Below are 24,766 nucleotides of genomic sequence, written 5' to 3' on the forward strand. Positions count from 1 at the left end.
GATTTCGCTACCTGCGCCCGCAGGTAGCGACGACGCTCAGGCGATCACATCAGCCCTAGCAGCTGTGGAATAAACAGCGAGATCGGCGGGATATAAACAATCATCATCAGCGCGATCAGCAGGGCGGCGTAGAACGGCAGCAACGGTTTGATGAGCTGCTGAATTTTCACCCCTGAAATGGAGCAGCCGACAAACAGCGCGCTGCCAACCGGCGGGGTCAGCAGGCCGATGCACAGGTTAGCGACCATCATGATGCCGAAATGAACCGGGTTCATGCCCAAATCCTCAGCAATGGGCAGAAATATCGGCGTGAAAATCAGCACCGCTGGGGTCATATCCATAAAAATGCCGACGATTAGCAGCACAATGTTAATCAGCAGCAGGATCACCACCGGGTTTTCCGACACCCCCATTAGCGCATCGCTTATCATGTAGGGAATATCGGCATTGGTCATCGCCCACGACATGCCGACCGAAAAGCCAATCAGCAGCAGAACGATAGAGGTCATCACCACCGACTCCAGAATCAGCTGCGGCAGATCGCGCCATTTGACTTCACGATAGATCAGCACCGAGAGAATAAAGGTGTAGACCACGGCGATGGCGGACGCCTCAGTGGCGGTGAAAATACCGCCGAGGATCCCGCCCATCACAATAATGACCAGCAGCAGGCTGGGTAGGGCGTCGGAAAAAGCCTTTGCCGCCTGGGCACAGGTCGGCCGTTCGGAAACCGGATAGCCGCGGCGTTTAGCGATGCAACCGCAGACCAGCATGATGGACAGACCCATCAGAATGCCCGGCAGATAACCGGCCATAAACAGCGAGGCGACCGAGACGCCGCCGGCTGTCAGGGAAAAGACGATCAGCACGTTTGACGGCGGAATAAGCAGACCCGTGATGCAGGATGAGACGTTTACCGCTGTGGAAAAGGTCGGATCGTAGCCTTTTTGCCTCTGAATGGGATTCAGCGTCCCGCCTACCGCCGCGGCGGCCGCGACGGCTGAACCGGAAATCGAGCCGAACATCATATTGGCCAGCACGTTAACGTGCCCCAGCGATCCGGGCACTCGCCCAACCATCACCTGCGCCAGATTGATTAAGCGTATTGCAATCCCGCCGCTGTTCATCAGGGTTCCGGCAAAGATAAAAAAGGGGATGGCCAGCAGCGCGAAGTTATCAAGCCCGTTCGCCAGGCGTTGAGACACGGTTATCACCGCGATATCCCAGGGAAACATCAGCAGCATCGAGCCAACGGTAGCAATACCGATGGCGAAGGAGATGGGAACGCCGATAAAAACCAGAATAAAGAAAACGCCAAACAGCGTCAGTGCTATAGCGCTATCCATGAGTTGCTCCTTCTTCTGCATGTTTCATGTTTTTCAGGCCGTTATTGATAAAACACAATGCGTAAAACATCATCATGATGCCGGTGAGCGGCAGGATCAGATACACGTAGCCCATGGGGATCTGCATCGCGGCTGAGACCTGGGCGGTCGACAGCGTTTTTGCAATCAGTTTTACGCCGCCGGTCACAATCACTGCGCCGGCAAACAGCAGGATCAGCAGGTTAATAATGACGCTGAACAGCGCCTGCCTGCGGGGAGAGAGCGTCATGGTGAGTAAATCAATCGCCAGGTGACGCTGGGCGCCGACGGTGTAGGCCGCGCCCAGTAGCCCGACCCAGATCATTAAGAAGCGCGCCAGCTCATCGGTCAGGGTGCTTGGCTGGTTAAGCACGTAGCGGCTGAATACCTGCCAGACGACGCAGACAACCAGCGCAATCATAACAGCGACAGAGAAGGCGGCGATGGTGCGGTCCACCGCCAGCTTGATGCGGTTAAGTATCATCGTTGATTTCCTGGTGAAGACGGGCCAGCGGCTGGCCCGTTAATGGTTATTCCGCGGCAGCTTCAAATTTGGCCAGCAGGGCGGCCTGAGCAGGATCTTTTTTAAAGTCATCGAATAGCGGCTGCACGGCGGCGCGGAACGGCGCTTTATCCACTTTGATAATTTCGCCCCCCATGGCTTTGGCCTGCGCGCGGGTATCGGCGTCGATTTTCCGCCACAGCTGTTGCTGATAAACCTCTGACGCTTTCGCCGCTTTGATCAGGATTTGTTGCTGATCCGGCGTCAGCTTGTCCCAGGTTTTACTGGAGATAACGAGGAAATCAGGGATGGAGGCATGCTCATCTTCAGAGAATACTTTCGCGATTTCGATATGGCGCGTCTGCACCCAGGAGGGAACGTTATTCTCCGCGCCGTCCACCACCCCCTGCTGCATGGCGGTATAAACTTCACCAAAGGAGATGGGGGTTGGGGAACCGCCCATTAATTCGACCATTTTTAACGTTGTCGGACTGGCCTGAACGCGGATCTTCAGTCCTTTTAAATCTTCCGGCCTGGTGATGGGCTTTTTTGCATAAAAACTTCGCGTCCCGGCGACATAAGCGGAAAGGGCAAAAAATCCTTTCTCTTTCGTCGAGTTCATTATTTCTTTACCCACCTCGCCGAAGACCACGTTATTGAAGTGGTTCTGGTCGTTAAACAAGAATGGTAAATTATATATGGCGTAAATATTATCGAAAGATTCCAGATCGCTGGCGGAACCTTTGGTCATATCCAGCGCGCCATTTTGTAATAACTCCATGGTCTCGCGCGCGCTGCCCATCTGACTACTGGGGTAGGTGCGAATCTTCATCTTACCGTCAGAAAGCTGGTTTACCTCTTTGGACATCTCCTCAAACGCCTGATGCACCACATGGCTGCGCTCAAGGTTATGCGCCAGTTTTAATATTATTTTTTCAGCCGCGACGGCACCTGCAGAGAGTAGGGCCAGTAAAACTATACCTACCAGAGAACGAGAAAAAGGATATTTTTTCATGAGTTGGCTCCATGCACTTGGGGTAATGGGTCAATATCTTAAGCATCATGCTTTATTTCTGTATGACATATTATCTTTGTTGTCGTACATCTTTAAGTTGCCTGACTCACACTTTCTGGTAATGAGATGGTGAAATAACCGGTCTTATTGAAGAATTGATATTTGGATTGTATTAATTAATGCGAATTAATTTTAGGGTTAAATATTTAATAACAATGGAACGGATGTAATGAGGTATATATGGCGGAGGAATCGAGTGATTCCCATTCCCGAAATATTGCTGCCGGGAATGGGATGACGATATTTATTCGCTGAGGAATAGTTCGAGAAGAGAATTTAAAAACAGCTTTCCATGCACGGTAATCTGCCAGTTCTGCTCGTCTTCCTGCAGATAGCCCTGGGCTATCGCCGCGTCCAGCTGCGGACGGATCGCCGCTTCATCAAGACCGGTATATCGGCGGAATTCCGCGCGCGGCGCGGCCTCCAGCAGGCGAAAACGGTTCATAAAGAACTCAAACGGTTTATCCGCCTCCTCCACATCATGCTGACGTTCGAGGTAGCGGCCTTCCATATAGCCGCGCGGGTGGCGGGTTTTGGCGGTACGCAGGATGCGCCCGTCCGGGAAGGTTATCTTGCCGTGCGCGCCGCAGCCGATGCCGAGATAGTCGCCAAAGCGCCAGTAGTTGAGATTGTGCTGACACTGATAGCCCGGTTTGGCGTAAGCGGAAGTCTCGTACTGCTGGTAGCCGGCGGCGCTCAGCAGCTGATGTCCCTGCTCAAAAATATCCCATAGCGCGTCGTCATCCGGCAGCACCGGCGGCCGGGAACCGAACAAGGTGTTCGGCTCAATGGTCAGCTGGTACCACGAGAGATGCGGCGGGTTGAGAGCAATGGCCTGACGCAGATCGTCCAGCGCCTCCTCCAGCGACTGGTCCGGCAAACCGTGCATCAGGTCGAGATTGAAACTGCGCAGGCCCAGGCCGCTGGCGAGGCGTGCCGCGCGTTTGGCCTCTTCCGGGCCGTGGATCCGCCCCAGCCGCTGCAGCTTTGGTTCGCTAAAGCTTTGTACGCCGATAGAGATGCGATTCACCCCGGCGCGCTGGTAATCAACGAAGCGATCGGCCTCCACGGTGCCCGGGTTGGCTTCCATGGTGATTTCCGCCCCGGCAGCCAGCGGCAGGCAGGCGCGGACGCCATCGAGCAGGGTTTGCATGGCCGGGCCTGACAGCAGGCTCGGCGTACCGCCGCCGATAAAAATGGTGCCTATTTCCCGTCCCTGGGCATACTGCGCATCGGCCCGCAGATCGTTCAGCAGATGCTGGACGTAGTCATCGTGCGGCACCTCGCCTTTCAGTGCATGCGAATTAAAGTCGCAGTACGGGCATTTCTGCACGCACCAGGGAATATGGATATAGAGACTCAGCGGTGGCAAATTAGCCATTACGTAATGCATCCAGTAACAGTTTAAGCGCCTGCCCGCGATGGGAAATGGCGCTCTTTTCTTCACGGCTCAGTTCGGCCGCGGTTTTTCCCTCTGACGGGACGAAGAAAATCGGGTCGTAGCCGAAGCCGCCATGACCTGCGGCTTCCCGGGCGATCACCCCAGGCCAGCTGCCGTGGCACACCAGCGGCGTGGGATCTTCGGCATGGCGTAGATAGACCAGTACGCAGTGGAACTGCGCCTGGCGCTGGTCGTCCGGCACGTCCTGCAGGGCGTCGAGCAGTTTCTCAAGATTCTGCTGGTCGCTGGCGTCGACGCCGGCATAGCGGGCGGAGTAGATGCCCGGCGCGCCGCCAAGGGCATCGACGGCCAGACCGGAATCGTCGGCGATAGCCGGCAGGCCGGTGATCTGCGCCGCATGACGCGCTTTCAGAATCGCGTTTTCAATGAAGGTCAGGCCGGTCTCTTCCGCAGACTCGACGCCGAGCTCGGTCTGAGCGACGATATCGAGACCAAAATCTTCCAGCAGCGAGGCCAGTTCGCGCACTTTACCGGCGTTGCCGGTAGCGAGGACGACTTTTTGCATGATGAATCCTGTTTATTCAGTTAGCGCCGCGACCGCAGTCGGGATCTGTTGTGGGGCGATGATTTTAACTTGCTTATGGCGGCCCAGCTCGCCTTTTTCAATCAGTACCTGGCTTTTGGCGACGCGGAACTGTTTGGCGAGAAATTTCACCAGATGGGCATTGGCCTGGCCATCAACGGGCGGGGCGGTAATGGCGACTTTGAGCTCGTCGCCATGTACGCCCACGATGCTGTCACGGCTGGCCTTCGGCTGAATATACAGCCTCAGCACCAGCCCGTCAGCGCAGCTTTCAACGGCACTCATAGCGCCATCCACAGCCCCGGCAGCAGTACGTTACCGGTAGCCTGCAGCACCTCGGCGACCCCCATATTGATCACGTACAGCAGCAGCACCAGCACCATCGGTGAGAAATCGATACCGCCCATCGACGGCAGCAGGTTGCGGATTGGACGCAGCAGCGGGTCCGCCAGCTGCATCAGCACATACTCCACCGGGCTGCGTCCCTGGCTGACCCAGCTCATGATCGCCATCAGCAGCAGCACCCAGAAGATCAGCGAGCCGATGGTTTTCAGCAGAATAAGCAGGGCGGAGATCCAGATGATCGGCTGGAAGGTGATCACCATAAACAGGACGATCGCTTTGATGACGCAGAGGATGAATGCCACCAGCAGCGAGGCGCTGTCAATCGGCCCCATTGCCGGGATGATCCGGCGCAGCGGCCCGACAATCGGCTGGGTGGCCTTTACCACAAACTGCGAAAACGGGTTGTAAAAGTCGCAGCGCGCCCACTGCATCCAGACGCGTAACTACACGACCATTGTGTAAAGCTCAATGACCGTTGAAAGCAGGAAAGTCAACGTCTTCATGGCGTTCCTCAGATTCCTTATTATTTGCTGTAGTCGCGCGCACCAAAAATGGCCGTGCCGATGCGCACCATCGTGCTTCCCGCCGCGATAGCGGCTTCCATATCGTCCGACATTCCCAGAGACAACGTATCGACCGTGGGGTACCGCGTTTTTAACCGCGCAAATGCTACCGCCATTTGCTGGGCGACGGCAAACTGCCTTACATATTCTGACTCAGGCGCGGGGATCGCCATCAGGCCGCGCAGCTCCAGATGAGGTAACTCAGCGATCTCCGCGGCTAAGGCATCGAGCGCTTCCAGCGGGATGCCGGATTTACTCTGCTCATCGCTGATGTTGATTTGAATCAGCACCTTCAGCGGCGGCAAATGCGCCGGGCGCTGCTCGTTCAGGCGGGTGGCGATTTTCAACCGATCGACGGTGTGGCACCAGTCAAAATGTTCGGCCACCAGCCGGCTTTTGTTGGACTGCAAGGGACCAATAAAGTGCCACTGCAATCCGCTGACGCCTGCCTGCTGGAAATGGTTAATCTTCTCCACACCCTCCTGGACGTAGTTTTCACCAAATGCCCGCTGGCCTGCCGCGATGGCTTCTTCGATCGCGCTCGCAGGTTTCGTTTTACTCACTGCAAGCAATGTCACTTCTTCTGGCGCACGCCCGCAACGGGCGGCGGCACCGGAGATTTTGTCCCGGACCTGTGCCAGGTTATGCGCAATATCGTTCATATTCCGAGGATGAGTTATGAAGCTGGAAGAAATCGTAGCCCTTAGTGTAAAGCATAATGTCTCCGATCTACACCTGTGCAATTCCGCCGCACCGCGCTGGCGGCGGCAGGGTAAGCTGGAGCCCGCGCCCTTTCCCGCACCGGATATTGCGGATTTACTCAACGACTGGCTCGATGCCGCACAGTTACAGCACTGGCAGGAGCACGGCCAGATAGACTTTGCGCTGACTCTGGCCTATGGTTCACGGTTACGCGCCAGCGCTTTCGCCCATACGCGCGGAATATCGCTGGTGCTGCGCCTGCTGCCCAGCCAGTGTCCGCGCCTGGAGGCGCTGGGCGCGCCGCCTGCGCTAAGCGAGCTGCTGGCGGAAGAGAGTGGCTTGCTGCTGGTCACCGGGGCGACGGGCAGCGGCAAGTCGACCACCCTGGCGGCGATGGTCGGCCATCTCAACCAGCATCTTGATGGCCATATTCTGACGCTGGAGGATCCGGTGGAGTTTATTCATCACAGCGAGCGATGCCTGATTCAGCAGCGGGAGATTGGCCGGCACTGTCCTTCGTTCTCCGCAGCGCTTCGCGTGGCGCTGCGTCAGGATCCGGATGTGATCCTGCTCGGCGAGCTACGCGACAGCGAAACCATTCGTCTGGCGTTAACTGCGGCGGAGACCGGGCATCTGGTGATGGCGACATTACACACCCGCGGCGCGGCGCCGGCGGTGGAGAGATTGATCGATGTCTTTCCGGCAGAGGAGAAAGATCAGGTTCGTAGCCAGCTGGCCGGAAGCCTGTGCGCGGTGCTGGCGCAAAAATTATTACCCGCACGTCAGGGCGGCAGAGTTGCGCTATACGAGCTTCTGGTTAATACGCCGGCGGTAGCGAATTTGATCCGCGAAGGAAAAGTGCACCAGCTGCCCGGTGTAATGCAGACCGGGATGCAGGCCGGAATGTTGACATTTACCCAGAGTTTTCAGCAACGTGTGGCCGCAGGCGAGCTGTAAGGGGAGTGTGAAGCGAGTTGGGTGGTTGAAATGGTGTGTTAACTAAATGTTTAAAAGCTGTTTCTGGATATTATTTGATAATACAAATAATCTTTGTGAATAAATTCAAATAAGATATTCAGTTGAGATATGTCGGCAGTGAATACGCATTTCCAGGAAAAAAGTTTGATTACCTTTTGACAGCTTTGAGTCATTCGATTTATGCTGTTTACGGGAATAGGATGATTCTCATGGAATAACGTTTCAATTTGTAAATTGCCAATGCTATTTATAAATTCACGGCTGATTGTATATTTTTTTATTCATTTAACCACCATGACGGTGGATAACTGCTAAGGAGAATTTAAGTGATTAATTTAAATGGAAATTCATCATCTTCTCGTCAGGTAACCTTTATTACCCACCCGTCTATTCAAAGCAAAGCCTTTGCCAGCTATCTGAGCGAAACCCTGATGGCACCGGTGGTTTTACAAAATATTAATAAACCGCTGGCGCAGCGTCTGGCAAAAGATTCTGTAATATTATTTGATATTGCAGTGTCAAATAAGAAATTAAACGGGGTGTGGCGGGATATTATTCGCTTGCAGGCAGATAATCCTCGTTTGTTGATTATTAATAGCGCACAAAAGTATGAGTTATACGAAATGGCGCAGTGGCCGGCTTTATATGGCGTGTTCCGCCATGACGATGATGAATCGCGCTTAATTGAGGGCGTCAAGGCCGTGCTGAACGGCGAACAGACGGCTGAATTGAGCGTGATGCACCCGGCGATGTACGCTGCGGACCATGCATCGGCGCCGGTTGAGAACTCGCCGCTGACCGAACGAGAATGCGAGATCCTCAACGAACTGCGCTGCGGCGCGACCAACCTCGATATTGCCCGCGCGCTGTTTATCAGTGAGAACACGGTGCGGACGCACCTGTATAACGTGTTCCGTAAGCTGAGCGTTAAGAATCGCACCCAGGCGGTGAGCTGGGCTAACGAACATCTGCGCCACTAGGCGGGGGAGCTGCGCCGTCTGCGGTTCGCCGGCGGCGCAGAAGAGCAGGGCTTAAAAGCTCTGCTCGAAGTAGCTTTCCAGAATGACCACCGCAGAGGCCGAATCGACGCTGCCTTTATTCAGCGCCCGATAGCCGCCATGTTCGAACAGGCCCGCCCGGGCCTCAACCGTACTCAGACGTTCATCGTGGAGAAGGATCGCGACGCCAAAGCGGCCATGAATTTTATTGGCGAAATTACGCGCGCGCGCGGTCAGCGGTTGCTCAGTGCCGTCCATATTCAGCGGCAGGCCGACGACTACCGCCTCAGGCTGCCACTCCTTAAGCAATTTTTCGATGATATTCCAGTCCGGTTTACCGTCCTGCGCCTTCAGCGCCGGCAGTGGCCGGGCGGTTGCGGTGATCCGTTGCCCTACCGCCACACCGATGCTTTTGGTCCCGAAATCAAAGCCGAGAAAGGTACCGCTCATTATGCATGCCCCGCGACGCCTGGCATCGTCACGATGTCGATGCCAATCAGTTTAGCCGCCTCGCGCCAGCGATCGGCGATGGGTGTACGGAAGAGAATGTTCTGGTCCGCCGGGGCGGTGAGCCAGGCATTATCTAAAATCTCCTGCTCCAGCTGCCCTTTCTCCCACGAGGAGTAGCCCAGGGCAACCAGCACGTTGCCCGGTTGCCGGTCGGTGCCTAAGGTTTCGAGGACATCCCGCGAGGTGGTGATCACCGTGTTATCCGAGATACGGATGCTTGAGGAAAAGTCAGAGGGCGGGGTATGTAAAATAAAGCCGCGGTCTTCCGCCAGTGGGCCGCCCAGCATCACCGGTTTATCCAGGCGGATCTCCGGATTACGCGGCTCCGGGACAATTTTGAGCTTCTCAAGGATCCCTTCCACCTGCAGATTTTCCAGCGGCTTATTGATAATAATGCCCATGGCACCCTCGTCGTTATACTCGCAGATATAGACCACGGAGCGGCGGAAAATGGGGTCCTGAAGCGCAGGCATGGCAATCAGAAAGTGATGCTGTAAATTCATTGTCAGAGGTTCTGTTCCTGGTTCAAAAAGCAACACCCAGTATGCGGGCAAAGTAGAATGGTGTCGATGCACTTTATCTGGCAGGCGCCCGAGCGGCGCCTGGCTGGAAGGGTTTCACCAGCGCGGCAATCCGCGCTCGCTGTGCCCTGAGCGGACGTTCGTCCGCCGTAGTGCTTATCGGGCGAGACGTCTTTCGATAGCGTCCATCAACATGCCGGTGATCGAAATATCCGGGAAGGCGGCCTCGATCTCACGGACGCAGGTCGGGCTGGTGACGTTAATTTCCGTCAGACGGTCGCCAATGATATCCAGGCCAACGAAAATCAGGCCTTTAGCCTTCAGCGTCGGGCCGACGCGGCGGGCTATATCCCAGTCGCTTTCGGTTAGCGGGCGGGCTTCGCCGCGGCCGCCGGCAGCCAGATTGCCACGAGTCTCGCCGCCCTGCGGAATGCGCGCCAGGCAGTAAGGTACCGGCTCGCCATCCACCACCAGCACGCGCTTGTCGCCATCTTTAATGGCCGGCAGATAGTTCTGCGCCATGCAGTAGCGGCTGCCCAGCTCGGTCAGCGTCTCGGCGATCACGCCGAGGTTCGGATCGCCGGCTTTGACGCGGAAAATAGAGGCGCCGCCCATGCCGTCGAGCGGCTTCATGATGATATCGCCGTGCTTTTCCCAGAAGGCTTTCAGCTGGGCTTTATTGCGGGTGACCAGCGTTTCCGGGGTCAGTTCGGAGAACCAGGCGGTGAACAGCTTCTCGTTACAGTCGCGCAGGCTCTGCGGCTTGTTGACGATAAGCGTGCCTTTCTCTTCCGCTCGTTCCAGAATATAGGTCGCATAAATAAATTCGGTATCGAACGGTGGATCCTTACGCATCAGAATGACGTCAAGATCCGCCAGCGGCAGATCCTGCTCGCCGGTAAAGTCATACCATTTGTCGTAGTTCTGTTCGACGCTCAGTGTGCGCGTCCGGGCGCGGGCCTCGCCGTTGATCAAATAAAGGTCGTTCATCTCCATGTAATGGAGTTCATAGCCGCGACGCTGCGCCTCCAGCAACATAGCGAAGCTGGTGTCTTTCTTGATGTTGATGGTTGCGATGGGATCCATCACGATGCCGAGCTTGATCATGGTTCTTCTCCGTTAACGCCTCAACCTAAGTCGCCAAAACGCACCTGCAGGGCAGTAATGGCGGTGAGCGCAGTAGTCTCTGTACGCAGAACGCGCGGTCCCAACAGGATATCAGTAAACTGGTATTTCGCGGTCATTGCTATCTCTTCAGCCGACAGCCCGCCTTCCGGGCCAATCAGCAGACGGACGCGTTCAACCGGCAGCGGCAGCGTGTTAATGCTGGCGCTGGCGCGCGGGTGCAGGTTGAGCTTCAGCCCGCTGTCCTGCTCGGCGCACCACTCCTCCAGCTGCATCGCCGGACGAATTTCCGGTACCACGTTACGACCGCTCTGTTCGCAGGCGGCAATAGCGATTTTCTGCCACTGCTGGATCTTTTTCTGCAAACGTTCGGCGTCCAGTTTAACGCCGCAGCGCTCGGAAAACAGTGGCGTTATGAGGCTTACTCCGAGTTCGATCGATTTCTGGATGGTGAATTCCATTTTTTCGCCGCGGGACATCACCTGGCCTAAATGGATATGCAGCGGCGATTCCCGATCGTCGGGTTCGCCACTGAGGACTTCAACCGTGACGTTTTTCTTACCGGCCTCGGTAATGACGGCGTCAAACACCTGGTTACTGCCGTCGAATAGCTGAAGGTGCTGACCGGCGGTCATGCGCAGAACGCGCCCGACGTGGTTGGCCGCGTCATCACTCAGCGCGATCAGGCTGCCGACAATGAGGGGTTCTGGATGATGGATGCGAGGAATGCGCATGCTTGATATTCCGTTCTTTGCGCAGATGCCAGCTTCCCGCCATTAGGCGGGAAGCACAGGGCTGCAAATTAACAATTGCCGCTAGTGTAGGTTAGCTCTTTTGCGCCTGGCAAGCCTGCTGGACATAAGGATTATGGTTGCCCTGCACTTTCGCGATGCGCTCATCACGTTCACACTCCCAGGCGGTGACCGGATACTGTTTGTTCCAGGCGGTAAACAGCTGAGTTTGCTGGCGGGAAAGATTTAACTGGTAGCGGTCGCGCATATAGAAGTAGGTGCGGGCGATGGCGCCGCGGGCGCGGGCAGGGGGCTCAGCGATTTTATCTTTAAAATCGACCTTCATGGTGCACTGGCCGTACTGGCCTTCACCGCCGTTCCACTGGCTGTACATAAAGTTGCCGCGATCGCCATTCACTTCTCCCACCGCCGGCTGCAGATTGTGCATGTCGCTTTCCATCTTGCGGTACTCCGGATCTTTGGCGCAGTTTTTACGACCACCCTCCTGCCAGCACTGGCGCTGATGGCCGAACTGCCACGCCGGCACCACGTGTTCCCATTCAACCCGGCTGGCGCGGTTCTCATTTTTACGCACTTTATAGCCACAAGATTCCAGATCGATAACGCCTTTTTTACCCTGCCAGGCAATTTTACAGCCGCAGTAAAAGTCGCCGGGAACGTCGGCGTTTACTTTGACGCCAGCGGCCTTGGCCTGGGAAAAACTGGTAATTTCTGCGGCCGCAAGCGGGCCACTCACTGCCGTGCTCAATACTGCAACGGCTAAAACATGCATACGGGACATCGTTCACTCCGTGTCAAAACGAGCCCGCAACGTAGCGAATGAGGGTGCCGGATGCAATCAGTCAGATCAGAAAGTTTCTAATTAATTCCAATGGTTATTCTTCAGCCACCAGCAGATCGCCGCAGCGCACGCAGCGGTAAGTGGCTTCGCCGCGCATCACCCGGTTATGGCGACGGATGGTGAGCTGATGCTGCTGGCAGCGGCAGCGGTAGGGGAAGGTATTCTGGCGGACCGAATCGAGTTCAAAGCGATGGGTGCGACGCGCGGGAACGCCCAGCACGCTCTCCATCATCCATTTCCACTCTTTACCGTGCGGGGCTACCCGGCCAAAGTGTTGCCACACCAGCAGGTGCGCCAGCTCATGGGGCACCACTTCATCGATAAACGCCTGCTGATTTTCCAGCAGCAGCACCGGATTTAACCGAATTTCGTTTTTCTCCAGCCAGGCGGTGCCGGCGGAGGTACCGCGCTGCTGGTAGACCAACGTCGGCTCTGCGTAGCGGCGTTCCAGCTTGAGGTTCGCTTTGGCGAGATGCTCCCGCAGGCTGCGCATCACGGCCTGCTGAATAGCGATGGGAATACGGGGTGTTTTCATAGCGCCAGAGGATAGTGCGGCGGAGGGGGGAGAGCAAGCGGAAGCTTCCTCCCGGAAGGGGAGGAAGCTCAGACGGATTAATCGCGGGCGCCGATCTCGCGCAGCGGACGACCCTGCATCAGGTTGCGTTCGATATGTTCCAGCGAGACGTTTTTGGTTTCCGGGATCAGCCACAGCGTCAGCAGAATAAACAGCACGTTCAGACCGCCGTAGACCCAGAAGGTGTTGGCGCTGCCCAGCGAATTGAGCATGGTCAGGAAGGTGGCGCCGACAATCATGTTGGCAATCCAGTTGGTCGCCGTTGAGCAGGTGATACCGAAGTCGCGGCCTTTCAGCGGCTGGATTTCGGAACACAGTACCCAAATCAGCGGGCCGGCGCTCATGGCGAAACCGACGATAAACATCAGCAGCATCAGGACGGCGATGTACTGGGCGGTTGAGGAGTGAATACCGATGTGCATCATGCTGCCCAGGACGCCCATTCCCGCTGCCATGACGATAAAGCCAAGGATCAGCGTCGGTTTACGGCCCCAGCGGTCGACCAGACCGATGGCGATAAAGGTGGCCAGCACGTTAGTCAGACCGACAATGACCGTCCCCCACATCTGTTCGGTGGTGTTGGCGTAGCCTGCCAGCTCAAAGATCTTCGGCGCGTAGTACATGATGACGTTCATCCCGGTGAACTGCTGCATTACCTGCAGCAGTATGCCGAGGAACACCGCGCGGCGGAAGTTGCTGTTGTCTTTAAACAGCGACCAGCCGGACTGTTTTACCTTCAGGCTTTCGCGGATTTCGTCGAGCTCGCGTTTCGCTTCGGCGCTGGTATCGCGCAGGCGCAGCAGCACGCGCTCGGCATCGACAAAGCGGCGTTTGGCGGCGAACCAGCGCGGGCTGTCCGGCAGGAAGATAACGCCGATCAGCAGCAATACCGCCGGAATAATGATCACGCCGAGCATCCAGCGCCATGCGCCGCTGTAGCTAAAGGCGGTGTCGGAGAGGTAAGCGCCAAGGATCCCGATGGTGATCATCAGCTGGTACATGGAAATCATACTGCCGCGAATTTTCTCCGGAGCGATTTCCGATAGATACAGCGGCGCGGTGTATGAGGCGACGCCTACCGCCAGGCCCAGCAGCACGCGGGAAACCAGCAGGATCTCGACGTTTGGCGCGGCGGCGGAGAACAGAGAGCCGGCGACAAAGAGGATGGCGCCGATCATCAGGCTCTTTTTACGGCCCAGTTTGAAGGAGAGCCAGCCGCTGCCGACCGCACCGACGGCGGCGCCGAACATCATGGAGCTGACCACCCACTCCTGAGTGTGGGCGGAAATCTGGAACTCATTGGCAATAAAGGGTAAGGCACCCGCAATAACACCGATATCAAGGCCAAACAGCAGGCCAGCCAGCGCGGCGAGGAAACAGACGAAGAACGTCATGGTCTTGTTTGAACGCCCTTGTTTTTTGTTGTCAGGCATAACGCCCTCCAGTTGAGTTATTGATTCTGTCGATGGTTAGCGTAGGACACTCGTCGGTAAAAAAACGTGATTATAATCACGGCTGTGTAATCGTTTCCACAAAGGTAAAGAAAAGTAATGCATTAAATGCTTTTTAAATCAGCAATATAAACAAGGATAGTCGACAATTTGAAAAACGGTAATCAGAGTTAACCGAAACAATATGTAACATTGTGAAAAACACCCCTATGAGATGACGCACGCAGGCAGCAATCGACCATTACCATAATGTAATCGCTTTCATTGAGATGTTGCGCTACGTTGAAGCAAGGTTCGGCAGGGAAGGTCAGGGAATAAAAAGGCCAGCGCGAGGCTGGCCTTAAAGAGAGGAAGCGGAGAGATTATTTCAGACCGGCCGCTTCGCGCAGCAGGGCCGCTTTGTCGGTTTTTTCCCAAGGGAAATGTTCGCGACCAAAGTGACCGTAGGCAGCGGTTTCTTTGTAGATCGGGTGCAGCAGATCCAGCATCTGAATCAGGCCGTACGGACGCAGGTCGAAGAACTCGCGCACCAGCAGGGTCAGCTGTTCAGAAGGCACTTTTTCAGTACCAAAGGTTTCCACCATGATGGACGTCGGCTCTGCAACGCCGATGGCGTAGGAAACCTGAATTTCGCAACGGTCAGCCAGGCCTGCGGCAACGATGTTTTTCGCTACATAGCGAGCCGCATAGGCTGCAGAACGGTCAACTTTAGACGGATCTTTACCGGAGAACGCGCCGCCGCCGTGACGAGCCATGCCGCCGTAGGTATCGACGATGATCTTACGACCGGTCAGACCGCAATCGCCCATCGGGCCGCCGATGACGAAACGGCCGGTCGGGTTGATGAAGAATTTGGTGGACGCGCTCAGCCATTCGGTCGGCAGAATCGGTTTGATGATCTCTTCCATCACCGCTTCCTGCAGCGATTTCTGGTCGATATCTTCGGCGTGCTGCGTGGACAGCACCACCGCGTCGATGCCGACGATTTTGCCGTCGTCATACTGGAAAGTCACCTGGCTTTTCGCATCCGGACGCAGCCACGGCAGGGTGCCGTTTTTACGTACTTCAGCCTGGCGCTGCACCAGACGGTGAGCGTAGGTCACCGGCGCCGGCATCAGCACGTCGGTTTCGTTGGTGGCGTAGCCAAACATCAGCCCCTGGTCGCCTGCGCCCTGTTCCAGCGGATCGGCACGGTCAACGCCCTGGTTGATGTCCGGAGACTGTTTACCAATGGCGCTCAGTACGGCACACGAGTTGGCGTCAAAGCCCATATCGGAATGCACGTAGCCAATTTCGCGGACGGTGTTGCGGGTGATCTCTTCGATGTCAACCCATGCGCTGGTGGTGATTTCGCCGCCTACCAGCACCATGCCAGTTTTGACATAGGTTTCACATGCGACACGCGCTTTCGGATCCTGCTCGAGGATCGCATCCAGCACGGCATCGGAGATTTGGTCAGCAATTTTGTCAGGATGCCCTTCTGATACGGACTCAGACGTAAAAAGGTGTTTTGCCATATTTTATTTCACCTGTGGACGATTCGGATAGCTCATACTGTTGTGTAATGTGGCTTTGGTGGATAATCAGCGCAAAGCCGCGCAGGTAGCGACACGAGCAGTCTGAGTGTTAATCAGTATAGACGGATTAACTTCTGGACGGCCATTTTAGGTCAAATCTTGAGCCTATTTCCAGCCTTTTTTGATGGCGGTCGCATTTATCGAAAAACTCGCCTGGCAAAATTTCCTGACAACCGCGCAAACGGGCACATTTTTATTTTGCTTTTTACCCCGCTTCTCGGTATAAAACGCCGCGCGCGGCTCATTAAAAAAGCGCACGGGGCATGGCCCTGTGGTGCCACTTCCAGCCGGGTTAAGCAGTCTGTATTTACAGAATCTCGCAACGGCATAGCGCTTGTTGCCCGGTATGTATAGCTTTGGCTTGTCGCCGACCCTGTCGCAGGGCGGTGTGGAGGTGATACCAGATAATGAACCAACGTTTTTCGCTTGTTTCGTCGCGTCGTTCTGTCGCGCGTCAGCACTCCGCAACCTGCATCTCTCTCATGCAAACCAGCCGATGTTCACCCCATCTCGGCGCTTCTCAGGATTCCAGGGCCGGTCGGCCGTCAGAAAACTGAACAAGGGCGCTCTTGCCAGGCAAGAGTTTTCTCGTGGTTTCTCCGGACTGTCATACTCTGTTCGGCTACGTGTTTTACGATGATATGAATAAGAAACCGGTCGCGCAGTCGCAAAACCAGCAGATAGTGCTGGGCTTTAGGACTGTTCATGGGTTGTTATCGCATCTTTGGACTGCGATAGTAGTTAACTGTCTTACACTTATTATTAAAAATTGAGGTTCGCTATGTCTGACGACATGTCTATGGTTTCGCCTTCGTCAGCAGGCGAACACGGTGTACTACGTTCCATGCAGGAGGTAGCGATGAGCTCCCAGGAAGCCAGCAAGATGCTGCGTACTTATAATATTGCCTGGTGGGGCAATAACTATTATGACGTCAACGAACTGGGCCACATCAGCGTTTGCCCGGATCCGGACGTCCCGGAAGCGCGCGTTGATCTCGCTGAATTAGTCAAAGCGCGCGAAGCGCAAGGGCAGCGCTTGCCGGCGCTGTTCTGCTTCCCGCAGATCCTGCAGCACCGCCTGCGTTCAATCAACGCCGCGTTCAAGCGCGCGCGCGAATCCTACGGCTATAACGGCGATTACTTCCTGGTCTACCCGATCAAGGTGAACCAGCATCGTCGCGTCATCGAATCGCTGATCCATTCCGGCGAGCCGCTGGGTCTGGAAGCCGGTTCGAAAGCGGAACTGATGGCCGTGCTGGCGCACGCCGGGATGACCCGCAGCGTCATCGTCTGTAACGGTTATAAAGACCGCGAATACATCCGTCTGGCGCTGGTGGGCGAGAAGATGGGCCACAAGGTCTATCTGGTCATCGAGAAGATGTCGGAAATTGCCATCGTGCTGGAAGAAGCCGAGCGCCTGAACGTGGTGCCGCGCCTTGGCGTGCGTGCGCGTCTGGCCTCGCAGGGGTCCGGTAAATGGCAGTCCTCCGGCGGCGAGAAGTCTAAGTTCGGTCTCGCGGCCACCCAGGTTCTGCAGCTGGTGGAGATCCTGCGTGCCGCAGGGCACCTCGACAGCCTGCAACTGCTGCACTTCCACCTCGGCTCGCAGATGGCCAACATTCGCGATATCGCCACCGGCGTGCGTGAATCGGCGCGTTTCTACGTCGAGTTGCATAAGCTGGGCGTTAATATCCAGTGCTTCGACGTCGGCGGTGGCCTGGGTGTGGATTACGAAGGAACCCGCTCGCAGTCCGACTGCTCGGTGAACTACGGCCTGAACGAATACGCTAACAATATTATCTGGGCCATCGGCGACGCCTGCGAAGAGAATGGCCTGCCGCACCCGACGGTCATCACCGAGTCCGGCCGCGCGGTGACCGCGCACCACACCGTGCTGGTTTCCAATATCATCGGCGTGGAGCGCAACGAATACACCGAGGCGACCCCGCCGGCGGAAGACGCCGCGCGTCCGCTGCAGAGCATGTGGGAAACCTGGCTGGAGATGCACGAAACCGGCAATCGCCGCTCGCTGCGCGAATGGCTGCACGACAGCCAGATGGACCTGCACGATATCCATATCGGCTACTCCTCCGGCACTTTCAACCTGCAGGAGCGCGCCTGGGCAGAACAGCTGTATCTGAACATGTGTCATGAAGTGCAGAAGCAACTCGACCCGAGCAACCGCGCTCATCGTCCGATTATCGATGAGCTGCAGGAGCGCATGGCGGATAAAATCTACGTCAACTTCTCGCTGTTCCAGTCGATGCCGGATGCGTGGGGGATCGATCAGCTGTTCCCGGTGATGCCGCTGGAAGGACTGAACAAGTCGCCGGAACGCCGCGCGGTGCTGCTGGACATCACTTGCGACTCTGACGGCGCCATCGATCACTACGTGGACGGCGACGGGATCGCCACCACCATGCCGATGCCGGAATATGACCCGGAGAACCCGCCGATGCTGGGCTTCTTTATGGTCGGTGCCTATCAGGAAATCCTTGGCAACATGCACAACCTGTTCGGCGATACCGAGGCGGTGGACGTGTTTGTCTTCCCTGACGGCAGCGTTGAGGTTGAGCTGTCCGACGAGGGCGATACCGTGGCGGATATGCTGCAGTACGTGCAGCTGGATCCAAACACGCTGCTGACCCAGTTCCGCGATCAGGTGAAAAACACCGGCCTGGACGACGCGCTGCAGCAGCAATTCCTCGAAGAGTTCGAGGCGGGTCTGTACGGGTACACTTATCTGGAAGACGAGTAGCCGCTGATGCCCGGTGGCGCTGCGCTGACCGGGCCTGCGTATGTCGGCCGCATAAGGCGAAGCCGTCATCCGGCAGACGGCGATACTCACTTGAACCCGTATGCATTACCGGCGATAATTCACGCCAATAAGCGATTTATCTATCAAACCCTTCCTCGTCGGGCCTAACGACGCGGAGGGGTTTTTTTATACTTATTTTTTACGTTCCACGACTGTGAAAAGAGGTCATATCCATGAGCACTTTAGGTCATCAATACGATAACTCCCTGGTATCCAATGCCTTTGGCTTCCTGCGTTTACCAATGAATTTCATGCCTTACGACAGCGATGCTGACTGGGTCATCACCGGCGTACCGTTCGATATGGCGACCTCCGGGCGCGCGGGCGGCCGTCATGGCCCGGCGGCGATCCGTCAGGTGTCCACCAATCTCGCCTGGGAGCACAACCGTTTTCCGTGGAACTTCGACATGCGCGAACGCCTGAACGTGGTTGACTGCGGGGATCTGGTGTATGCCTTCGGCGACGCGCGCGAAATGAGCGAGAAGCTGCAGGCCCACGCCGAGAAGCTGCTGGCGGCCGGCAAGCGCATGCTCTCCTTTGGCGGCGACCACTTTGTTACGCTGCCGCTACTGCGCGCCCACGCCAAACACTTCGGTAAAATGGCGCTGGTGCACTTCGATGCCCACACCGATACCTACGCCAACGGCTGCGAGTTCGACCACGGCACCATGTTCTACACCGCGCCGAACGAAGGGCTTATCGATCCCAACCACTCCGTACAGATCGGTATTCGCACCGAATTCGATAAAGATAACGGTTTCACCGTGCTTGATGCGGGCCAGGTTAACGACCGCAGCGTCGATGATGTGATTGCCCAGGTGAAGCAGATCGTTGGCGATATGCCGGTGTACCTGACCTTTGATATCGACTGCCTGGATCCGGCGTTTGCGCCAGGAACCGGTACCCCGGTGATCGGCGGGCTGACTTCCGACCGCGCGATCAAGCTGGTGCGCGGCCTGAAGGATCTGAACATCGTCGGGATGGACGTGGTGGAAGTCGCCCCGGCCTACGATCAGTCCGAAATCACCGCCCTGGCGGCGGCGACTCTGGCGCTGGAGATGCTGTACATCCAGGCGGCGAAGAAGGGCGAATAAATCTGTTCCCGTCATATTTCAAGTTGCATAGGCGTGGGCAATAACTCGGCCCATCCCTGGGCCTCGTCCTTACAGGGCCAGCGCAAGCGCTGTTCAAAACGGCTAGCCGTTTTGTCCTGCAACTTATTTAGGGTATAGACGCGTTTACTGCTGCTGCGCGACGCATACGCAGCAGCAGTACGCCGCCGGCGCACAGCGTAATCAGCTGCGATGCCACCAGTACGGAAAAACCTGAACTGACCGATCCCACTGATTTCATTACCACTCCCATCAGCAGCGGAATAAACGCCGCGCAGATGTTGCCAATGCCGTTAATGATCCCATAGGCGCTGCCCACCGCTTCGCGCGGGGCGTGATGCTGAACCACCGCGGGGATCGCTGCCCCCTGTAATCCCCAGAACACGTTCGCCGCCAGCATAAACAGCGCCAGCATCGCCGGCTGTTCGCTGAGGATTAGCGCCAGCACGGAACCGGCGGTGAGTAGACCGCCAATAATAAACAACAGCGGCGCCTGCTCCGGGCGCATTTTGTCGAGGAGCACGCCGCCAAGGAACTTTGAGCCCAGGCTTAACAGAAAGGGGACAGCCGCCAGCAGGCCGGTGGCCTGTAGCGAGAAATGATGCTCATCGCGCAGCCAGGCTGGCAGCCAGGCGCTACTCCCCCACAGATAACTGAGGGTGGCAATTTCTATCAGCAGGATCCAGCCAAGCAGCGGCGTACGCCAGGCGAGGGCAAAAGTTTGGCTAAAGCCAGACTTCGCGCGCTGTGAGGTTACTTGTGGCGCGGGGAGAAACCGCCAGATTAACCCGCCGCCGAGCAGGAGATTCATCAGCGCCAGCGCATAGAAGGAGCCGATCCAGCCAACGTGCGCCATCAGCCAGGTGACCAGTGGGAAGCCTACCGCTAGCCCCAACGATACGCCAAGGGCGGTTACCGCATTCGGTTTGCCGATTTCATCGGCGCCAAAGTTGTCGTTGATAAAGCGTGTTTTCAGTGAAAACAGCGGTCCCTCCGCCACGCCAAGCACGATGCGCGCGATCAACATTCCCACCAGTGAACCGAGTAATGGGGAAATGGCGCACACCAGCGCCCATATAACAATGCTGATTAACAGCCCCTGACGATAATGCCATCTACTTTCTATAACTGGTGTTAATAATAATGCCGAAAACCCATAACCCAGAAGAAAGCATGTCATTAGCATGCCTTGTAACATTCTGTTTTCATTTAACTGGAAATGGGCAGCGAATTCCGGGTTAAGGATCATCACCGAGATATTTACCCGATCGACGTAGGAAATAATTATTAACAAAAGTAATGCTATTACCCCTTGCCATCTTGCCGCCATTCGTTGTCTCCACGCTTAATTTAATGATTGCCAGTTATTATTTTTTAACGCCAGAAATAGTTACGTGAGTAAAATGGTTTACCTGTGAAACTCATTGTTTTTAAATGATTAAATAAAGAGTTGTTTCATGGGTGAAACACCATGGTTTCCGCTGCTGCCCATTTTTAATGATCGATTTGAAAAGAAGTCAATAGTCGTATGTGAAATTTAAATCGGAATTTTTATTTATAATGGATCACCGCTTTAAATATCATCATTTCATCTGAATGCAGTTTTTCGTGATCAATTGCACACTTAGCTAATTTAAAAGCCATTCATTAACAAGTTCGTCACATTAACGCTTGACGAAACATTCGCCGCTTTTATATTGGTCGTATTAAATAAGAAACACAGTTTCATATATGAAACAACGGCCTGGAGGATTGCGATGAGCTGGATAGGCGTATGTGACGCGGAGCAAGTACAAGAAGATTTTCCATATAGCGGCAATATCGACGGTAAGGAGATCGGCATTTATCTGATTGATGGTGAATATTACGCGCTGGAAGACGTTTGTCCTCACGCCTATGCGCTACTGAGCCAGGGCTTTGTCGAAGATGGCAAAGTGGAATGCCCGTTGCATGAGGCGGTATTCGACGTGAAAACCGGCCAGTGCCTGCATGGCCCCGGCGGTCGCAACCTTAATCGTTACCCGGTGCGGGTATACGACAATCAGATCCAGATTACCTTTATCGAGGAGAACGTGGCATGAGCGAATCCCTGGATTTCAACCCGGCGCTACCGGAAAGCCGCCAGTTTACGCCACCGGCGGAAGGCGGAAACGGCAATATCCATAAGCCCGGCGACTATCACAATCTGATCTGGCAAACCCGCAGCCGGGTGCCGGAAAACTGGGAACTGCAGCTTATCGCCACCCTGGAAACGTTGTTCGAGCAGGGCGCGGAAAGTCTCGGTGAACTGGTGAACGGCCTCAATGGCGTCAGGATGCATGACCAACAGGGCGAACCATGGAGCGAAAGCAGCTTCCAGGCATTTTTACAGGTCAACGGCTACTGAGGATACAGCGATGACGACAACGGTACAAAACTATCTTGATAAAGGACTGCGCGGCCTGTGGTATCCGGTGCTGGCGAGCTGGGAAGTGCAGTCTGCGCCGGTAGGCATTACCCGTCTCGGCGAGCAGATCGTGGTCTGGCGGAATAAAGACGGTCAGGTGCAGGCCCTGGAAGACCGCTGCCCGCATCGCGGCGCGCGCCTGTCGATGGGCTGGAACTTAGGCGATCGTATCGCCTGCTGGTATCACGGCGTGGAAGTCGCCGGCAACGGCGAAGTGAAAGACGTCCCGGCGGTGGACCGCTGCCCGCTGGTCGGCCAGCAGTGCGTGCGCAGCTACAACGTGCAGGAAGCGCACGGGGCAATCTTCCTGTGGTTCGGCGTCACCGCCGACCAGCAGCCTGATGAACTGAGCTTCCCGGAGGAGCTGGCCGACCACAAAAAATACAGTCACTTCCTGTGCACCGCGGCGTGGAAATGCAACTACCAGTACGCGCTGGAAAACGTGATGGACCCGATGCACGGTACCTATCTGCACTCGTCATCGCACTCGATGGCGGAAGGCGATCGCAAAGCCGATATGGTGCTGCAGCCGACGAAAACCGGCTTTATCTTCGAGAAAAAAGGGCAGAGCGGCGTCAACTTTGACTGGGTTGAACTGGGCAACAGCGGCGCCTACTGGATGCGCCTGTCTATTCCGTACAAAAAGCGTTTCGGGCCGGGCGGCCACTTCTGGATCGTCGGCATGGTGGTTCCGGAAGATAACGACAACTGCCGCGTCTTCTTCTGGCGCATCCGCGGCGTTCAAGGTTGGCAGCGCGATCTGTGGCGCTTTATGTACCGCAACCGTCTGGAAAAACTGCACTGGGAAGTACTGGAGCAGGATCGCGTGGTGCTGGAAAGCCTGGCGCCGAACGCCCGCGATCATGAATACCTTTATCAACATGACGTCGGTCTGTCCCGCCTGCGCCGCATGATGCAGAAAGCGGCGAAAGAGCAGTTAGCGCTTCGCGAAGCGCAGCAGGGTGCCGCCTGATGAACGGCCTGCTGAACGGTAAACGTATTGTCGTCACCGGCGCGGCGCGCGGCCTCGGTTACCATTTTGCCGAATCCTGCGCCGCGCAGGGCGCGACGGTGGTGATGTGCGACATCCTGCAGGGGGAGCTGGCGGAAAGCGCTCATCGCCTGCAGCAGAAGGGCTATCAGATCGAATCCCACGCCATCGATCTTGCCAGTCAAGCGTCGATCGAGCAGGTCTTCAGCGCCATCGGCGCGCAGGGGCCTGTCGATGGCTTAGTCAATAACGCGGCGATGGCCACCGGCGTCGGCGGTAAAAATATGATCGATTACGATCCGGACCTGTGGGATCGGGTGATGACGGTCAATGTCAAAGGCACCTGGCTGGTGACCCGCGAGGCGGTACCGCTGCTGCGCGAAGGGTCGGCGATCGTCAACGTCGCTTCGGATACCGCGCTGTGGGGCGCGCCGCGGCTGATGGCCTATGTCGCCAGTAAGGGCGCGGTGATTGCGATGACCCGTTCCATGGCCCGCGAGTTGGGTGAAAAGCGGATCCGTATCAACGCCATCGCGCCGGGACTGACCCGCGTTGAGGCCACGGAATACGTTCCCGCCGAGCGTCATCAGCTGTATGAGAACGGCCGCGCGCTCAGCGGCGCGCAGCAGCCGGAAGATGTCACCGGCAGCGTGGTCTGGCTGCTGAGCGATCTTTCGCGCTTTATCACTGGCCAGCTGATCCCGGTCAACGGCGGTTTTGTCTTTAACTAACAAGTGAGGCGGTATGGCGAACGATCAGGAAGTGAAGTACCTGGTACCGGGTCTGGAGCGCGGTTTACAACTGCTGCTGGCGTTTGGCGAACAGCATCGCGATCTGACCTTTGCCGAGCTGCATCGGCTGGTGGATATGCCGAAAGCGACCGCCTATCGCGTGGTGCAGACGCTGGAATATATGGGCTTTCTCGAGCGTAACGCCCGCACCAATACCTTTTCGCTGGGTATGAACGTACTGCGTCTGGGCTTTGAATATATCGCCTCACTGGATGTCGCTCAGGTGGGTCAGCCGGTCATCGAGCAACTGCGCGATATCAGCCAGTGCAGCAGCCATCTGGCGATCCGCGACGGCCGCGACATTATCTACATCGCCCGCGTCAGCGCTGCCGGTTCGCGCATCAACCAGGTCAGCGTCGGAACGCGGCTACCGGTGCACTGCACCTCGCTTGGCCGCATGCTGCTGACCGATGTTTCCCGCAGCGAGTTTGAACAATTGTTCCCGGATGAACGGCTGCCGGGCAATACGCCGGGCCAGTTGCATGACCGCGAAGCGCTGTGGCAGATGGTGCAGCAGGATAAAGCTCGCGGCTACGTGATTGGCGAATCGTTCTACCGCCACGGTATCTCATCAATTGTCTATCCGGTCTTTGACCGCAGCGGTCGGGTGGCGGCGGTAGTCAGCATCCTGGTGCCGTCGGACGAGATCCCGCAAAGCGATCGCGAACGGTTACAGAACGAGGTCAGTATGGCAGCCGACAAAATTTCCGGCTTCCTCGGATATTTATCACAGGCAAGTTAAATC

The 24,766-nt window shown here is 56.3% G+C and carries 26 protein-coding genes and 1 pseudogene; 10 read left to right on the top strand and 17 right to left on the bottom strand.

The annotated features are described in order from the left end of the window. Nucleotides 1-44 precede the first annotated feature (44 nt). The 8 genes and pseudogenes from MKS11_RS01380 to MKS11_RS01415 all read right to left on the bottom strand — a co-directional run bounded on the left by MKS11_RS01380 (nucleotide 45) and on the right by MKS11_RS01415 (nucleotide 6,496). Complete coding sequence (locus MKS11_RS01380; protein ID WP_087770933.1) at nucleotides 45-1,346, bottom strand: TRAP transporter large permease; 1,302 nt, start codon at nucleotides 1,344-1,346, stop codon at nucleotides 45-47. Next, nucleotides 1,339-1,848 (bottom strand): TRAP transporter small permease, encoded by a 510-nt coding sequence (locus MKS11_RS01385; RefSeq protein WP_004205188.1) that lies wholly within the window; start codon nucleotides 1,846-1,848, stop codon nucleotides 1,339-1,341. Before MKS11_RS01385 ends, MKS11_RS01380 begins: the two co-directional genes overlap by 8 nt. Nucleotides 1,849-1,894: 46 nt before the next feature. Continuing rightward, a complete protein-coding gene (locus tag MKS11_RS01390) occupies nucleotides 1,895-2,881 on the bottom strand; it encodes a TRAP transporter substrate-binding protein (RefSeq protein WP_087770932.1) in 987 nt (328 codons plus the stop codon). Between the two features lie 304 nt (nucleotides 2,882-3,185). Then, nucleotides 3,186-4,322 carry a radical SAM family heme chaperone HemW gene (hemW, locus tag MKS11_RS01395; protein ID WP_049116089.1) on the bottom strand — a complete coding sequence of 379 codons (1,137 nt, stop codon included), beginning with the start codon at nucleotides 4,320-4,322 and terminating at the stop codon, nucleotides 3,186-3,188. Further along, on the bottom strand, nucleotides 4,315-4,908 hold the full coding sequence (locus tag MKS11_RS01400; protein WP_004205185.1) for an XTP/dITP diphosphatase: 594 nt from the start codon (nucleotides 4,906-4,908) through the stop codon (nucleotides 4,315-4,317). The genes hemW and MKS11_RS01400 overlap by 8 nt, the downstream gene beginning before the upstream one ends. Before the next feature lie 12 nt (nucleotides 4,909-4,920). After that, a complete protein-coding gene (gene yggU / locus MKS11_RS01405) occupies nucleotides 4,921-5,211 on the bottom strand; it encodes a DUF167 family protein YggU (RefSeq protein WP_004205183.1) in 291 nt (96 codons plus the stop codon). Continuing rightward, nucleotides 5,208-5,774, bottom strand: a pseudogene (locus tag MKS11_RS01410) (YggT family protein). The gene yggU and the pseudogene MKS11_RS01410 overlap by 4 nt, the downstream one beginning before the upstream one ends. A gap of 20 nt (nucleotides 5,775-5,794) precedes the next feature. Continuing rightward, nucleotides 5,795-6,496, bottom strand: coding sequence for a YggS family pyridoxal phosphate-dependent enzyme (locus tag MKS11_RS01415; RefSeq protein ID WP_004205181.1), 702 nt, complete (start codon nucleotides 6,494-6,496; stop codon nucleotides 5,795-5,797). Between the two features lie 16 nt (nucleotides 6,497-6,512). Here MKS11_RS01415 and MKS11_RS01420 point away from each other — a divergent pair, with 16 nt between their 5' ends. Next, the gene (locus tag MKS11_RS01420; RefSeq protein ID WP_087770931.1) at nucleotides 6,513-7,493 is read left to right on the top strand and encodes a type IV pilus twitching motility protein PilT; all 981 of its coding nucleotides are present in this window, start codon (nucleotides 6,513-6,515) and stop codon (nucleotides 7,491-7,493) included. A gap of 347 nt (nucleotides 7,494-7,840) precedes the next feature. Beyond that, nucleotides 7,841-8,494: a LuxR family transcriptional regulator gene (locus MKS11_RS01425; RefSeq protein ID WP_004205179.1), complete on the top strand. Its 654-nt coding sequence runs from the start codon at nucleotides 7,841-7,843 to the stop codon at nucleotides 8,492-8,494. Between the two features lie 51 nt (nucleotides 8,495-8,545). On the opposite strand, the gene ruvX is transcribed toward MKS11_RS01425, so the two are convergent. From ruvX to metK, 8 genes are all read right to left on the bottom strand, one after another. After that, complete coding sequence (ruvX, locus tag MKS11_RS01430) at nucleotides 8,546-8,962, bottom strand: Holliday junction resolvase RuvX (protein WP_049004129.1); 417 nt, start codon at nucleotides 8,960-8,962, stop codon at nucleotides 8,546-8,548. Further along, nucleotides 8,962-9,525, bottom strand: coding sequence for a YqgE/AlgH family protein (locus MKS11_RS01435; protein ID WP_002916603.1), 564 nt, complete (start codon nucleotides 9,523-9,525; stop codon nucleotides 8,962-8,964). The genes ruvX and MKS11_RS01435 overlap by 1 nt, the downstream gene beginning before the upstream one ends. A gap of 174 nt (nucleotides 9,526-9,699) precedes the next feature. After that, on the bottom strand, nucleotides 9,700-10,650 hold the full coding sequence (gshB, locus tag MKS11_RS01440; protein ID WP_004205176.1) for a glutathione synthase: 951 nt from the start codon (nucleotides 10,648-10,650) through the stop codon (nucleotides 9,700-9,702). Between the two features lie 20 nt (nucleotides 10,651-10,670). Then, nucleotides 10,671-11,402: a 16S rRNA (uracil(1498)-N(3))-methyltransferase gene (rsmE, locus tag MKS11_RS01445; protein WP_017899770.1), complete on the bottom strand. Its 732-nt coding sequence runs from the start codon at nucleotides 11,400-11,402 to the stop codon at nucleotides 10,671-10,673. Between the two features lie 91 nt (nucleotides 11,403-11,493). After that, nucleotides 11,494-12,201 (bottom strand): deoxyribonuclease I, encoded by a 708-nt coding sequence (gene endA, locus MKS11_RS01450; RefSeq protein ID WP_004205174.1) that lies wholly within the window; start codon nucleotides 12,199-12,201, stop codon nucleotides 11,494-11,496. Nucleotides 12,202-12,295: 94 nt separating this feature from the next. Further along, nucleotides 12,296-12,796 carry a SprT family zinc-dependent metalloprotease gene (locus MKS11_RS01455; RefSeq protein ID WP_284109354.1) on the bottom strand — a complete coding sequence of 167 codons (501 nt, stop codon included), beginning with the start codon at nucleotides 12,794-12,796 and terminating at the stop codon, nucleotides 12,296-12,298. Between the two features lie 77 nt (nucleotides 12,797-12,873). Beyond that, nucleotides 12,874-14,268 (bottom strand): sugar porter family MFS transporter, encoded by a 1,395-nt coding sequence (locus MKS11_RS01460; protein ID WP_004205171.1) that lies wholly within the window; start codon nucleotides 14,266-14,268, stop codon nucleotides 12,874-12,876. A 380-nt stretch (nucleotides 14,269-14,648) separates the two neighbouring features. Next, a complete protein-coding gene (gene metK / locus MKS11_RS01465; protein ID WP_004205170.1) occupies nucleotides 14,649-15,803 on the bottom strand; it encodes a methionine adenosyltransferase in 1,155 nt (384 codons plus the stop codon). 701 nt (nucleotides 15,804-16,504) lie between these two features. Between metK and yqgB the strand changes: the two genes are divergently transcribed. The 3 genes from yqgB to speB all read left to right on the top strand — a co-directional run bounded on the left by yqgB (nucleotide 16,505) and on the right by speB (nucleotide 19,775). Further along, nucleotides 16,505-16,636, top strand: a complete 132-nt coding sequence (yqgB, locus tag MKS11_RS01470; RefSeq protein ID WP_002916578.1) for an acid stress response protein YqgB — start codon at nucleotides 16,505-16,507, stop codon at nucleotides 16,634-16,636. Nucleotides 16,637-16,644: 8 nt separating this feature from the next. Continuing rightward, complete coding sequence (gene speA, locus MKS11_RS01475) at nucleotides 16,645-18,621, top strand: biosynthetic arginine decarboxylase (protein ID WP_004205167.1); 1,977 nt, start codon at nucleotides 16,645-16,647, stop codon at nucleotides 18,619-18,621. A gap of 233 nt (nucleotides 18,622-18,854) precedes the next feature. After that, entirely contained in the window at nucleotides 18,855-19,775 is a 921-nt protein-coding gene (gene speB, locus MKS11_RS01480) for an agmatinase (protein WP_004205166.1), read from the top strand. A 127-nt stretch (nucleotides 19,776-19,902) separates the two neighbouring features. Here the strand turns inward: speB and MKS11_RS01485 are convergent, their stop codons facing one another. Next, nucleotides 19,903-21,123 (bottom strand): MFS transporter, encoded by a 1,221-nt coding sequence (locus MKS11_RS01485; protein ID WP_087770930.1) that lies wholly within the window; start codon nucleotides 21,121-21,123, stop codon nucleotides 19,903-19,905. Between the two features lie 427 nt (nucleotides 21,124-21,550). On the opposite strand from MKS11_RS01485, the gene MKS11_RS01490 reads away from it, so the two are divergent. From MKS11_RS01490 to MKS11_RS01510, 5 genes are read left to right on the top strand one after another with little or no spacing between them, the layout of a single operon-like run. Continuing rightward, a complete protein-coding gene (locus MKS11_RS01490; protein ID WP_004151769.1) occupies nucleotides 21,551-21,874 on the top strand; it encodes a non-heme iron oxygenase ferredoxin subunit in 324 nt (107 codons plus the stop codon). Continuing rightward, nucleotides 21,871-22,179, top strand: a complete 309-nt coding sequence (locus MKS11_RS01495; RefSeq protein ID WP_004144765.1) for a recombinase-like helix-turn-helix domain-containing protein — start codon at nucleotides 21,871-21,873, stop codon at nucleotides 22,177-22,179. The genes MKS11_RS01490 and MKS11_RS01495 overlap by 4 nt, the downstream gene beginning before the upstream one ends. A 10-nt stretch (nucleotides 22,180-22,189) precedes the next feature. After that, the gene (locus MKS11_RS01500; RefSeq protein WP_004205160.1) at nucleotides 22,190-23,212 is read left to right on the top strand and encodes an aromatic ring-hydroxylating dioxygenase subunit alpha; all 1,023 of its coding nucleotides are present in this window, start codon (nucleotides 22,190-22,192) and stop codon (nucleotides 23,210-23,212) included. Further along, entirely contained in the window at nucleotides 23,212-23,961 is a 750-nt protein-coding gene (locus tag MKS11_RS01505; protein ID WP_004205159.1) for an SDR family oxidoreductase, read from the top strand. The genes MKS11_RS01500 and MKS11_RS01505 overlap by 1 nt, the downstream gene beginning before the upstream one ends. A gap of 13 nt (nucleotides 23,962-23,974) precedes the next feature. Then, nucleotides 23,975-24,763, top strand: a complete 789-nt coding sequence (locus MKS11_RS01510) for an IclR family transcriptional regulator (RefSeq protein WP_048325708.1) — start codon at nucleotides 23,975-23,977, stop codon at nucleotides 24,761-24,763. The last annotated feature ends 3 nt before the right edge of the window (nucleotides 24,764-24,766 follow it).

It is taken from the genome of Klebsiella sp. K5-45 (genome assembly GCF_030128605.1).
Taxonomy (GTDB): Bacteria; Pseudomonadota; Gammaproteobacteria; order Enterobacterales; family Enterobacteriaceae; genus Klebsiella; species Klebsiella quasipneumoniae.

Coding starts and splice junctions, on each gene's coding strand:
- speA (WP_004205167.1), top strand. CDS start 16,645: ATGTCTGACGACATGTCTATGGTTTCGCCTTCGTCAGCAGGCGAACAC.
- MKS11_RS01435 (WP_002916603.1), bottom strand. CDS start 9,525: ATGAATTTACAGCATCACTTTCTGATTGCCATGCCTGCGCTTCAGGAC.
- ruvX (WP_049004129.1), bottom strand. CDS start 8,962: ATGAGCGGTACCTTTCTCGGCTTTGATTTCGGGACCAAAAGCATCGGT.
- yggU (WP_004205183.1), bottom strand. CDS start 5,211: ATGAGTGCCGTTGAAAGCTGCGCTGACGGGCTGGTGCTGAGGCTGTAT.
- metK (WP_004205170.1), bottom strand. CDS start 15,803: ATGGCAAAACACCTTTTTACGTCTGAGTCCGTATCAGAAGGGCATCCT.
- MKS11_RS01455 (WP_284109354.1), bottom strand. CDS start 12,796: ATGAAAACACCCCGTATTCCCATCGCTATTCAGCAGGCCGTGATGCGC.
- MKS11_RS01505 (WP_004205159.1), top strand. CDS start 23,212: ATGAACGGCCTGCTGAACGGTAAACGTATTGTCGTCACCGGCGCGGCG.
- gshB (WP_004205176.1), bottom strand. CDS start 10,650: ATGATCAAGCTCGGCATCGTGATGGATCCCATCGCAACCATCAACATC.
- MKS11_RS01415 (WP_004205181.1), bottom strand. CDS start 6,496: ATGAACGATATTGCGCATAACCTGGCACAGGTCCGGGACAAAATCTCC.
- speB (WP_004205166.1), top strand. CDS start 18,855: ATGAGCACTTTAGGTCATCAATACGATAACTCCCTGGTATCCAATGCC.
- MKS11_RS01495 (WP_004144765.1), top strand. CDS start 21,871: ATGAGCGAATCCCTGGATTTCAACCCGGCGCTACCGGAAAGCCGCCAG.
- MKS11_RS01400 (WP_004205185.1), bottom strand. CDS start 4,908: ATGCAAAAAGTCGTCCTCGCTACCGGCAACGCCGGTAAAGTGCGCGAA.
- MKS11_RS01380 (WP_087770933.1), bottom strand. CDS start 1,346: ATGGATAGCGCTATAGCACTGACGCTGTTTGGCGTTTTCTTTATTCTG.
- MKS11_RS01485 (WP_087770930.1), bottom strand. CDS start 21,123: ATGGCGGCAAGATGGCAAGGGGTAATAGCATTACTTTTGTTAATAATT.
- MKS11_RS01420 (WP_087770931.1), top strand. CDS start 6,513: ATGAAGCTGGAAGAAATCGTAGCCCTTAGTGTAAAGCATAATGTCTCC.
- MKS11_RS01490 (WP_004151769.1), top strand. CDS start 21,551: ATGAGCTGGATAGGCGTATGTGACGCGGAGCAAGTACAAGAAGATTTT.
- MKS11_RS01510 (WP_048325708.1), top strand. CDS start 23,975: ATGGCGAACGATCAGGAAGTGAAGTACCTGGTACCGGGTCTGGAGCGC.
- MKS11_RS01500 (WP_004205160.1), top strand. CDS start 22,190: ATGACGACAACGGTACAAAACTATCTTGATAAAGGACTGCGCGGCCTG.
- endA (WP_004205174.1), bottom strand. CDS start 12,201: ATGTCCCGTATGCATGTTTTAGCCGTTGCAGTATTGAGCACGGCAGTG.
- rsmE (WP_017899770.1), bottom strand. CDS start 11,402: ATGCGCATTCCTCGCATCCATCATCCAGAACCCCTCATTGTCGGCAGC.
- MKS11_RS01460 (WP_004205171.1), bottom strand. CDS start 14,268: ATGCCTGACAACAAAAAACAAGGGCGTTCAAACAAGACCATGACGTTC.
- MKS11_RS01385 (WP_004205188.1), bottom strand. CDS start 1,848: ATGATACTTAACCGCATCAAGCTGGCGGTGGACCGCACCATCGCCGCC.
- yqgB (WP_002916578.1), top strand. CDS start 16,505: ATGAATAAGAAACCGGTCGCGCAGTCGCAAAACCAGCAGATAGTGCTG.
- hemW (WP_049116089.1), bottom strand. CDS start 4,322: ATGGCTAATTTGCCACCGCTGAGTCTCTATATCCATATTCCCTGGTGC.
- MKS11_RS01390 (WP_087770932.1), bottom strand. CDS start 2,881: ATGAAAAAATATCCTTTTTCTCGTTCTCTGGTAGGTATAGTTTTACTG.